Consider the following 11,779-nt stretch of genomic DNA (forward strand, 5'->3'; position numbering starts at 1 on the left):
CCAATCAGGTAGGCGTGGGCGACCCGCTCGAAATACGGCACCAGCGGGAAGATGCCGCCCTCCTTGGCCTTGCCGCCGAGGATCCAGTGGATGTCCCGGAAGGCGGTGAGCGCCTTCTCGGTGGAATCGGCGTTGGTCGCCTTGGAATCGTTGACGAACAGGACGTGGCCGCGCCGTCCCACCTCCTCCATCCGGTGCGGCAGACCCGGAAAGGACGTCAGACCCGCCTGGATCTGCTCCGGCGACAGGCCGAGGGCCCGCGCCACCGCCACCGCAACGCCTGCATTCTGCCAGTTATGTGCCCCCCGGAGGGAGCCGATCCCGTTGACGTCCGCGAGCGCCGTGCCGTCGACGTCGCGGACGATCCCCTCGCGCACCGTCAGCGCGTCGGTGCACAGCACGTCGCCGTGGGGCACGTGGACGCGCACGAGGTCGGCGCCGCGCCGGTCGGCGATCGCCCGGCTCGGCGCGTCGTCGATGCCGACCACCGCGAGGCCGGCGCCCTGGATCAGACGCTCCTTGATGGCCGCGTACTGCTCCATGGTGCCGTGGCGGTCGAGATGGTCGGGGGTGATGTTCATCAGCACGCCGACGCTCGGGTCGAGGCTCGGCGTCAGGTCGATCTGGAACGACGACATCTCGATCACGTGGACGCGGTCCGCCGCGGGGGGCTCCAGCGACAGGATCGCGGTGCCGATATTGCCGCCCATCTGAACGTCGCGGCCCGCCTGGGCGAGGACATGGGCGATCAGCGCCGTGGTGGTCGACTTGCCGTTGGTCCCGGTGATCGCCACGAACGGCGCCCCCGCCGCCTGGGCCCGCCGCTCCCGGCAGAACAGCTCGATGTCGCCGATGATCGCGACGCCCGCGTCCCGGGCGAGCCGGACGCTCCAGTGCGGCTCGGGATGGGTCAGCGGCACGCCCGGGCTGAGCACGAGGGCGGCGAAGCCGGACCAGTCGGCCTCGCGCAGGTCCCGCGTCTCGATCCCGGCCTCCCGCGCCCGCGCGAGGCTGTCGGCATTGTCGTCCCAGGCCTGCACCCCCGCGCCGCCGGCCTTCAACGCCAGCGCCGTGGCAAGTCCGGAGCCGCCGAGTCCGAACAGGGCGACGGTCTTTTCCTGGAAAACGGTGACGGGGGTCATGCGGAACTCTGGATGCGGCAGCCGAACCCGGCCGATCCCGCCCGCCGTCTCATCCCGTCGTGCCGGCGCGCAGCGGAGGTCTCGAAGGGCTCCAGGGATCGCGTGGCCGGCTGGAGGGCTCCTTCGAGGCTGCTGCGCAGCACCTCAGGATGAGGGCGAGCGTGGGATCGCCCACTTTCATCGCCCCTCTAGCACAGTTTTTCAGCGCAGCTTCAGCGTCGCCAGACCGGCCATCGCCAGGATCACCGCGATGATCCAGAAGCGGATCACCACCTGCGGCTCCTTCCAGCCCTTCTGCTCGAAATGGTGGTGGATCGGCGCCATGCGGAAGACGCGCTTGCCCGTGAGCTTGAACGAGGCAACCTGGATGATCACCGACATCATCTCCAGGACGAACAGCCCGCCGACGATGGCCAGGACGATCTCGTGCTTCGTCGCCACCGCGATGGAGCCCAGCAGGCCGCCCAGCGCCAGGGAGCCGGTGTCACCCATGAAGATCTGGGCCGGCGGCGCGTTGAACCAGAGGAAGCCGAGACCGGCACCGATCACCGCGCCGCAGACCACGGCCAGTTCGCCCGTGTCGCGGACGTAGTTCACCTGCAGATAGCTGGCGGTGAACGAGTTGCCGACGAGATAGGCGATGAACCCGAAGGTGCCGCAGGCGATCATCACCGGCACGATCGCCAGGCCATCGAGGCCATCGGTCATGTTCACGGAATTGCCCGCCCCGACGATCACGAAGGCGCCGAACAGCGGGTAGAACCAGCCGAGATTGAGGAGGGCGTCCTTGAACACCGGGAAGGCGAGCTGGTTCTGGAGGGCGGCGGGGGAATAGACCGCGACGGTGAAGCAGGCCGCCATGGCGATCACGGCCTCCAGGGCGAGGCGGAACTTGCCCGAGAACCCCTTGTGCGACTGCTTCGTGACCTTGAGGTAATCGTCGTAGAAGCCGATCGCACCGAAGCCGAGCGTGACGGTCAGCGTCACCCAGACATAGTGGTTGCGCGGGTTGGCCCAGAGCAGGATCGCCACGACGGCGCCGGCCAGGATCATCAGGCCGCCCATGGTCGGCGTGCCGCGCTTGGTCAGCAGATGGGTCTGCGGCCCGTCCTCGCGGATCGGCTGACCCTTGCCCTGGCGGATCCGCAGCAGCGAGATGATCCAGGGGCCGAACCAGAACACGAACAGGCCCGCGGTGAACAGCGCGCCGCCGGTGCGGAAGGTGATGTAGCGGAACACGTTGAGCGGCGTGAAGGCGCTGCTCAGGTCCGAGAGAAGGTACAGCATCCGGGCGCTCGGCCCCCTTGTTCAGGCTCAGGTTTCGGGGAGCGGCGCCGGCTGCGCCGAACGCGCGGACGTGCCGGTCACGGGACGGCCTGGGTCCGCCGGGTCGGATCGACCGCGTAGCGGGCTTTCAGCGCCTCGACAATCCGGCCCATGCGGCTGCCGTTCGATCCTTTTACCATGACGACGTCGCCGGATCTGAGATTCCGGGCGAGCGGCTCGAGCAGGTCGGCGGCGGTGTCGGTCACGGCGCCGCGGCGGCTCACCGGCAGGGCCTCGAACAGGTGGCGCATCAGCGGACCGGCCGTGAAGACGAGGTCGATCCGTGCCGCCTCGATCGCCTCCGCGAGGCCGCGGTGCAGGTCGGGCGCGGCGGCGCCGAGTTCCAGCATGTCGCCCAGCACCGCGATCCGGCGTCCGCGGGGTCCGGTCTCGATCCCGGCGAGCGTCGCCAGCGCCGCGCGGACCGCGACGGGGTTGGCATTGTAGCTCTCGTCCACGAGGTAGGCGGTGCCGCCACCGATCTCGAGGGCGGTGCGCTCGCCGCGGCCCGCCGGCGGCGTCAGGCTGCCCAGAGACAGGGCGGCGCGGGCGAGGTCGGCCCCGAGGCTGTGGACCACCGCCATGACGCCGAGCGAATTCAGCGCCGCGTGCCGTCCGGCCGTGCCGAGCTTGTAGGTGACGGGCTGGCCCATCACCGCCGCGTCGATCACCGACAGGTCGGGGCGGAGCACGATCTTCAGGGCGCGCACGTCGGAATCCGGGTGCTCGCCGAAGGTGACGACCCGTCCCGCCCGGGAGGCCTGCGCGTGGGCCGCGAGCCGGTCGAAATGCGGGACGTCGCGGTTGACGATCGCCACGCCGCCGGGCTGGAGCCCGGAGAAGATCTCGCCCTTGGCGTCCGCGATGGCGGCGAGCGAGGCGAAATGTTCGATATGGGCGGGCGCGATGGTGGTGATGAGCGCGATGTCGGGGCGGACCTGGGCGGTCAGCGGCACGATCTCGCCGCCGTGGTTCATGCCGATCTCGAACACGCCGTAGCGCGTGGAGCGCGGCATCCGCGCCAGGGTCAGGGGCACGCCCCAATGATTGTTGTAGGAGGCCGCCGAGGCGTGGGTCTCCCCCTGCTCGGCCAGGACGTGGCGCAGCGCCTCCTTGGTCCCGGTCTTGCCGACCGAGCCGGTGACGGCCACGACCTGCGCGCGTGTCCGGGCGCGGGCGGCGGCGCCGAGACGCACCATCGCGGTGAGTACCGGGTCGGCGCCCGCTTCGGGCACCGCCAGGACGGGACCGTGGGACGCGAGGTCCCCGAGGCGGGACGCGCTCACCACCGCGGCGCCGGCCCCGCGGCCCAGGGCGTCGGGAACGAAGTCGTGGCCGTCGCGTGCATCGCCGCGGATCGCGAAGAACAGGTCGCCGGGCTGGAGCGTGCGGGTGTCGATCGAGGCGCCGCCGATGGCGCGCTCGGGGCCGATCAGTCGGCCGCCCGTCGCGGATTCCAGCTCCTCCCGCGTCCAGAGTGCGGTCATCGTCGATTCCCCCGTCGTCCTCAGGCCGCCGCGGCAATCGCGGCACGCAGGACCGCATGGTCCGAGAACGGCAGCGTGCGATTCCCCACGATCTGGCCGGTTTCATGGCCCTTGCCGGCCACGACCAGGACATCGCCCGGTCCGAGCCGGCCGACGGCGCTGTGAATCGCCTCGGAGCGGTCGCCGATCTCCTCTGCGCCCGGAGCGGCGTCCAGGATCGCCCGGCGGATGGTGGCGGGATCCTCGGTGCGCGGGTTGTCGTCCGTGACGATGACGACGTCGGCGAGCCGCTTCGCGATGGCGCCCATCAGCGGCCGCTTGCCCCGGTCGCGGTCGCCGCCGCAGCCGAAGACCACGATCAGCCGGCCCGACGCGAACGGGCGGAGCGCGGCGAGCACGCTCTCCAGGGCCTCCGGCTTGTGGGCGTAGTCGACGAGGCAGAGCCCGCCCCGCGCCTCGCCGATCCGCTCCATGCGGCCGGGGACGCCGGTGAGATGGTCGAGCGCGGCGAAGACGCCGTCGGGATCGGCGGCGCCCGCCGGTGTGGCGAGGGCGAGGCCGGCCGCCACCAGGGCGTTCTCCACCTGGAATTCGCCGACGAGCGGCAGGCGCAGATCCCGGGCCCGGCCGGCGAACAGGACCCGGGCGGCCTGCGCGAACCCCTCGGTCCGGACGGATTCGACGTGCAGATCCCGGCCGCCACGCCCGACCGTGCGGACCGGACGTCCTGCGCCTTCGGCCGCGGCGATCACCCGCTCGGCATAGGCGCCGTCGGCATTGACGATGGCCGGGCAGCCCGGCGGCAGCAGGTCTGTGAACAGGCGCAGCTTGGCCGCGAGGTATTCCTCGATGCTCGCGTGGTAGTCGAGATGGTCCCGCCCGAGATTGGTGAAGCCCGCCGCGTCGAGGCGCACGCCGTCGAGCCGGCGCTGCTCGATCCCGTGGGAGGAGGCCTCCATGGCGAGGTCGGTGACGCCCTCGGCGGCGAGACGCGCCAGCGTCCGGTGCAGCGTCACCGGGTCCGGGGTGGTCAGGGAGCCGTACTGCGCGCCGCGGTTCGTGACGATTCCGACGGTGCCGAGGCTCGCGGCGTCGCGGCCGAGGCGGGCCAGGATCTGGCGCACGAAGTCGGCCACCGAGCTCTTGCCGGCGGTGCCGGTGACGGCCACCACGGTCCCGGGCTGCGCGCCGGCGAGGCGGGCCGCGGCGAGAGCGAGCGACCGGCGCGCGTCGGCGACGTCGTCGGGAAGAAACTCCACCGTCCGGTCGAGGCGGCCTTCCGCCTCCAGCGCCTGCATGGTCCGCACGGCGAAGCCGGTCTCGCCGAGTCCGCCGCGCTGGGCGAGCGACAGGGCGAGCGTCTGCAACTCGTTGTTGCGGAGGACCAGACGTCCGACCTCGTCGGTCATGTCGGCGAGCAGGGCGTTGCGCGCCTCGTAGCTCAGCCGGCCGTCCCGCTCCGGCGTCATGAGGGCGATCTTGATGTTCACCTCGACATCCGAGGTGTTCACGCCGGCGGAGTTGTCGATGGCGTCGGTGTTCAGCCGGACGCCCGCGCGCGCCGCCTCGATTCGTCCGCGCTGCGTCAGGCCGAGATTGGCACCTTCGCCGACGACCTTCGCGCGCAGCTCCGCCCCGGTGATCCGGACGGCGTCGTTGGCGCGATCGCCGGCATCCTCGTCGGTCTCGGTGGTCGCGCGAACATAGGTTCCGATACCGCCGAACCACAGGAGGTCGGCCGGCGCCCGCAGGATCGCCTGCATCAGTTCGGTTGGCGTCGCCTCGGCGCGGTCGAAATCGAGGGCGGCCCGGACCGCCGCGGAGAGCGGGACCGTCTTCAGGCTGCGCGAGAACACGCCGCCGCCCTCCGAGATCAGGCTCTTGTCGTAATCCGCCCAGGAGGACCGCCCCAGATCGAACAGCCGCCGCCGCTCGACGAAGCTCGTGGCCGCATCCGGGGCCGGATCGAGAAAGATGTCGCGGTGATCGAAGGCGGCGATGAGGCGGATGCTCTTCGAGAGCAGCATGCCGTTGCCGAACACGTCCCCCGACATGTCGCCGACGCCGACCGTGGCGATCGGATCGGTCTGCACGTCCACGTCGATCTCGCGGAAATGCCGGCGCACGGCCTCCCAGGCGCCGCGGGCAGTGATGCCCATGCCCTTGTGGTCGTAGCCCTGGCTGCCGCCGGACGCGAAGGCGTCACCCAGCCAGTGACCCTTCTCGAGGGAAAGCGCGTTGGCGATGTCCGAAAACGTGGCGGTGCCCTTGTCGGCGGCGACCACGAGATAGGCGTCATCGGGATCGTGCCGCACCGTGTCCGGCGGCGGCACGATGGCGTTGTCGACGATGTTGTCGGTGAGTTCCAGGAGGGTCCGGATGAAGATCCGGTAGCTCTCGGTGCCCTCCTGCATCCAGGCGGCGCGGTCTGACGCCGGAGGCAGGCGCTTGGGGAAGAAGCCGCCCTTGGCGCCCACCGGCACGATCACGGCGTTCTTCACCTGCTGAGCCTTCACCAGCCCGAGGATTTCGGTGCGGAAATCCTCCGGCCGGTCAGACCAGCGCAGGCCGCCGCGGGCGACATAGCCGAAGCGCAGGTGCACGCCCTCGACGCGGGGGGCGTAGACGAAAATCTCGAAGAGGGGCCTCGGCAGCGGCATCGCCGTCACCCGGGCGCAGGCGAACTTGAAGCTGATCGTCTCGCGGGGATGGCCGTCGGCACCCCTCTGGAAGAAGTTGGTCCGCACCGCGGCCTCGACGAGGTTCACAAACCGGCGCAGGATCCGGTCGTCGTCGAGGCTGGTGACCTCGGCGAGCGCGGTCTCGATGCCGGCGCGTATCTCGGCCTCTCGGGCGGCCCTGTCGCCGACGAGTGCCGGATCGAACCGGGCGCGGAACAAGGCGACGATGTCCCGCGTGATCCCGGAATGCCGGCTCAGCGTACCGGCGAGATAGTCCTGTCCGTACCGGATGCGCAGCTGACGCAGGTAGCGACCGAGCGCCCGGAGGAGGGCGGCCTCCCGCCAGGGGAGGGCGGCTTCGAGGACGAGGCGGTTGTAGCCATCGGATTCCGCGGCTCCGTCGGCGATGGCGAGCATCGCAGCCTCGAGAGGCCGTTCCAGGGCGTCGAGATCGATCGCGACGCCGGTGGCGCGCTCGATCAGCATGTCGTGCAGCCAGATTCGGGCGCCATCCTCGGCCCCTGTCGGCACGACCCGATAGGTGCGCTCGTTGATGACGCGGAAGCCGAGATTCTCCAGGCCGGGCACCCGGTCGGACAAGGCGATGGCGGCGCCCCGCGAGAAGACCTTCAGCCGGACCTGCGCGGCCGAGTCGCTCTGTCGGCGGCCGAGCTGCACGGCCCGCGGCTGGCTGTCGCCGAGGCGCTCGAGGATCGCCACGTCGGCGACTGCGACCTCCGGCTGGAAATTGTCCCGGTAGGCGGCCGAGAACGCGTCGCCGTAGCGGGCGGCCAGCATGCGCGCCTGGTCGCCGCCGTGAGCCTCCGCGAGCGCCTCGCGCAATGCGTCGCCCCAGGTCCGGACCAGGGCGGTGATGCCGGCTTCGAGGGCCGCTGGGTCCTGCTCCGGGCTTCCCGTGTCGGACAGGCCGATGATGTAGTGGATCCGGGCGAGGGAGCCCTCCGGATAGTCCGGGTGGGCGGCACTCAGCCGGCCGCCATAGGCCTCGGCGAGGTAGGTGCCGATCCGGCCTCGTACCGCAGAATCGTAGCGGTCCTTCGGAACGTAGACGAGGAGCGACACGAAGCGGCCGAACCGGTCTGGGCGCGAGAGCACGCGCACCCGCGGCCTGTCGGCCAGGGCTGCGATGGCCAGGGTGAACCGGTAGAGCCGCTCGATGTCGATCTGGAACAGCTCGTCGCGCGGATAGCTCTCCAGTACGGCGAGGAGGCTTCGCCCGGCATGGCTCGTCGGGTCGAGACCGGCGCGCTGGACCACCGCCTCCACCTTCCGGCGCAGGACCGGAACCTCGCGGGCGGGGCTGGTATAGGCCGACGCTGTGAACAGGCCGACGATCCGCACCTCACCGGACAGCTTCCCGAGCCCGGAGAAGAGCTTGACGCCCACATAGTCCAGGAAGGCCGAGCGGTGGACGCGGGATTTCACACTCGCCTTCGTGATGATGAGGGGCTGCGGCTCCTCCAGGAAGGCGAGGATTTCGGGGGTGTAGTCCACGGGGGTCCGGCCCCGGCGCAGGGGCGTGGCGCCGGGATCGCGCAGCACGCCGAGGCTCGACCCCTCGACCAGGGGATGCCCCTCACCGTCGATACCGTGCTGCTGCATGCCGAGGAGCAGGAACTGGCCCTCTGTCAGCCACTCCAGAAAAGCGCGTGCTTCCTCGATCTCGCTTTCGGGCATCGGCGTCGGGGCGCGGCCGAGATCGGTCGCGAGTTCCGCCACGCGCGCCAGCATGGCGTCGTGATCGTCGGTCGCCAGAGCGACGTCCCGGTAGACCGCCGCGAGGGCGTCCAGCAGCCGCTCGCCGGCCTCGGCCGCCAGCCGGTCGAGGTGGATGTGGATGAAGCTCTCGCGCGCCAGGCTGCCCTGGGCATCGGCCGTCGTTTCGCCGACGACCCGTATCAGACCGCCGCCGCCATCCCGCTCGATGCCGAGAATCGGGTGCGCGACGAGGTGCGGGGACAGGCCCTGCTCGGTCAGTTCGGCGAGGGTCGAGTCGAGGAGGAAGGGCCGGTTGTCGTTGACGACTTCGAGGATCGTCATCTCGCGCGCCCGGCCACCGCGGACGAGGGCCCCCTCGCTGAGGCGCAACCGCGCCGGTTCACCGGGCCGGCGCGGCTCAGCCAGGAAGGCACGGGCGCGCGCGGCGAGATCGGCGAGAGTCCCCGCGTCGTAGGAGGCCAGATCCTCCGGTGTCACGCGGCCGAACAGGTCGCGCACGAAGCCGCCCGGTCCGCCCTGCTCGGTCACGATGTCGGCGGCCGCCTCGATCAATCCCGTTCGGGCCGTCTTCTGCTCCGAGGAAGACAAGGCCGTGGCGGTTTCGAGTGTCATCGCGCGTCTCCCGAACCGGGTCACTCATCCAAGCGATAGCAGCGTCTTCCGCCGTGTCGATGACACCCCCGCCGGTTTGCCGGCCCGCCAGTATCGATCGGCGCAAACCGTCAGGCTCACCGCAGATGCGCCTTGCCGCCGACGAGAAGGGTGTATATGCACATATTATGGCCGACATTCATTCCGGTGATGGTCCTCAAGAGCTCTGCACCTGCTCAGCCCTGCGGCGGGCGACACGGGCGGTGACCACGACCTACGACGCCGCGTTGCGGCCGGTGGGTTTGCGCGTGACGCAGTTCGCGATCCTGCGCCTGCTGCAGCGGCTCGGACCGACGCCGGTGACGCGACTTGCCGCGGAGGCGGCCCTGGAGCGGACCACGATGGGCCGCAACCTCGATCCGCTGGAGCGTCGCGGCCTCGTGCGAATCGCGCCCGGCGCGGCCGACGCCCGCGAACGCGTGGTCTTGCTGACCGAGGCCGGCGGCGAGGCGATCGCGGCGGCGACGCCGTACTGGCGCGACGCCCAGGCGCGCATCAACGCGCGGGTCGAGCCAGCGGCCGTGGCTGCCCTCGCCGACGCCCTGACCTCCGTCTCCTGACCGATCCGCCGCAATCCGCCCTTTCCAGAGGCCGTTCATGTCCGTCATCGCCGACACGCACGCCAAGCCGCCGCTGCATTATGCCTGGATCATCGCCGCGGTGACCTTCCTGGTGCTGCTTGTCGGCGCCGGCGTCCGGGCCACCCCGAGTGTGTTGATCGTGCCGTGGGAGCGGGAATTCGGCTGGACCGCGGCGACGATCGGCGTCGGCATCGCGCTCAACATCTTCCTCTACGGGATGATCGGGCCCTTCGCGGTCGCCATCATCGAGCGGTTCGGGCTGCGGCGCTGCATCTGTGGCGCGCTCCTCATCCTGGCGCTCGGCACCGCCGCAACGAGCCTCATGACCGCGCCCTGGCAGATGGTGCTGCTGTGGGGCATCGTCGTCGGCTCGGGCTCCGGCATGGTCGCCAACGTCCTCGGCGCCACCGTGGCGGGACGCTGGTTCGCCAAGCGGCGCGGTCTCGTGCTCGGCATGCTGACGGCGAGCAGCGCCACCGGGCAGCTCGTCTTCCTGCCGATGCTCGCCTCCCTCGCGGTCGGCCAGGGCTGGCGCTCGGTCTCCCTGGTGGTCGCGGCCGCGACCCTGGCCCTGATCCCGCTGGTGGCCCTGCTGATGCGGGATCGCCCGGCCGATCTCGGCCTGCCCCGCTACGGCGAGACCGTGGTGACGCCGACGCCGGTCCTCACCGAGAATCCGGCCCTGCGGGCGCTGCGCGGCCTGCGGATCGGACTGCGCTCCCGGGATTTCTGGCTGCTCGCCGGCACGTTCTTCATCTGCGGCGCCTCTACCAACGGCCTGGTCGGCACGCATCTGATCCCGGCCTGTATCGACCACGGCATCGCCGAAGTGACGGCTGCCGGCCTGTTGGCCCTCATGGGGATCTGCGACCTGATCGGCACCACGGCTTCGGGCTGGCTCACCGACCGGTTCGACTCGCGCAAGCTGCTCGCGTGGTATTACGGGCTGCGCGGCCTCTCGCTGATCTTTCTGCCCTATTCCTTCGACTTCAGCTTCTACGGCCTGTCCCTCTTCGCGGTGTTCTACGGGCTCGACTGGATCGCCACCGTGCCACCCACCGTGCAGCTGGCCGGCAAGTCGTTCGGCGAAGAGAACGCGGCCCTGATGTTCGGCTGGATCGCGGCAGCTCACCAGATCGGTGCAGCTTCCGCAGCCTGGCTCGGCGGGATGATCCGCACCGAAAGCGGCACCTATTTCGGCGCCTTCATCTCGGCCGGCCTGCTCTGCCTCGTTGCCGCTCTCATGGCGACCTTCGTGGGCCGCAAGCCGGCCGCGCCGGCCCTGCATCCGCTGCCGGCCTGAACTGCGCGGGGTGAGCGCGGTCGTCATAAGTGCGCCGCGAAGGAGGAGCCCTGATCGGCTCCTCCCAGCGCATCCCGAGAGCCCGTTTTGACAGTCGCGATCCGGCCCCTGCCGCCGGTCCAGGAGGTCCGGACCCCGCGCCCCTGGTCCGGACCGGGATTTGCCGAGTTCGTCGCCATCATCGCGCTGATGATGGCGGTGACGGCCATCTCGATCGACAATCTGTTGCCGGCCTTCCCGGCCATCGAGGCGCGGTTCGGAGTGCCGGATCCGAACCGGCTGCAACTTCTCGTCTACGTCTACATGATCGGCTTCGGCTTCGCGCAGATCGTCTACGGACCGGTCTCCGATGCCCTCGGGCGGCGCCCGGTGCTGCTCGCAAGCCTCGCCGTCTACGTGGTCGGCTGCGGGCTCGCGATGATGGCGCCGAGCTTCGGCTGGCTGCTGGCCGCGCGGATCATCCAGGGCATCGGTGCAGCCGGCGGGCGCGTTCTCTCGGTGGCGATCGTGCGCGACCGCTTCGCCGGCCGGGAGATGGCGAGCGTGATGTCGTTCACCATGATGGTGTTCCTGATCGTCCCGATGATCGCGCCGGCGGTCGGCGGCATGATGCTGGCGCTGGGCTCCTGGGTCTATGTCTTCGTCTCGATGCTGGTCCTGGCCTTCTGGCTGACCGTCTGGTTCTCCCTGCGCATGCCCGAGACGCTGCACCCGGAATACCGCCGGCCGCTCTCGCCCGCCGCCACCTGGGAGGCGATCCGCCTGACCCTGAAGACGCGCGTCGCCGTCGGTTATGCCACCGCGCTCGGCCTGATGACCGGGTGCATCATGGGCTACGTCGGCTCGGCTCAGCAGCTATTCGACACCG

General features: G+C 70.5%; 7 protein-coding genes. 3 read left to right on the forward strand and 4 right to left on the reverse strand.

Annotation, left to right across the window (positions count from 1 at the left end; translation table 11 throughout):
* From murD to I53_RS26980, 4 genes are all read right to left on the reverse strand, one after another.
* Window positions 1-1,142, reverse strand: a 1,142-nt coding sequence (gene murD / locus I53_RS26965; protein WP_043356715.1) for a UDP-N-acetylmuramoyl-L-alanine--D-glutamate ligase, incomplete at its 3' end; no start/stop codon positions are given.
* 201 nt (window positions 1,143-1,343) lie between these two features.
* Window positions 1,344-2,429, reverse strand: coding sequence for a phospho-N-acetylmuramoyl-pentapeptide-transferase (mraY, locus tag I53_RS26970; protein WP_043356717.1), 1,086 nt, complete (start codon window positions 2,427-2,429; stop codon window positions 1,344-1,346).
* A gap of 77 nt (window positions 2,430-2,506) precedes the next feature.
* Entirely contained in the window at window positions 2,507-3,955 is a 1,449-nt protein-coding gene (locus I53_RS26975; RefSeq protein ID WP_043356718.1) for a UDP-N-acetylmuramoylalanyl-D-glutamyl-2,6-diaminopimelate--D-alanyl-D-alanine ligase, read from the reverse strand.
* 20 nt (window positions 3,956-3,975) lie between these two features.
* The gene (locus tag I53_RS26980) at window positions 3,976-8,988 is read right to left on the reverse strand and encodes a UDP-N-acetylmuramoyl-L-alanyl-D-glutamate--2,6-diaminopimelate ligase (protein WP_083936171.1); all 5,013 of its coding nucleotides are present in this window, start codon (window positions 8,986-8,988) and stop codon (window positions 3,976-3,978) included.
* A gap of 242 nt (window positions 8,989-9,230) precedes the next feature.
* On the opposite strand from I53_RS26980, the gene I53_RS26985 reads away from it, so the two are divergent.
* The 3 genes from I53_RS26985 to I53_RS26995 all read left to right on the forward strand — a co-directional run.
* Complete coding sequence (locus tag I53_RS26985; protein ID WP_251982471.1) at window positions 9,231-9,587, forward strand: MarR family winged helix-turn-helix transcriptional regulator; 357 nt, start codon at window positions 9,231-9,233, stop codon at window positions 9,585-9,587.
* A gap of 37 nt (window positions 9,588-9,624) precedes the next feature.
* On the forward strand, window positions 9,625-10,911 hold the full coding sequence (locus tag I53_RS26990) for an MFS transporter (RefSeq protein ID WP_043356721.1): 1,287 nt from the start codon (window positions 9,625-9,627) through the stop codon (window positions 10,909-10,911).
* An 87-nt stretch (window positions 10,912-10,998) separates the two neighbouring features.
* Window positions 10,999-11,779 (forward strand): MFS transporter (locus tag I53_RS26995; protein WP_043356724.1); only part of this gene is annotated, 781 nt, incomplete at its 3' end.

It is taken from the genome of Methylobacterium sp. B1 (assembly GCF_000333255.1).
GTDB lineage: Bacteria > Pseudomonadota > Alphaproteobacteria > Rhizobiales > Beijerinckiaceae > Methylobacterium > Methylobacterium fujisawaense.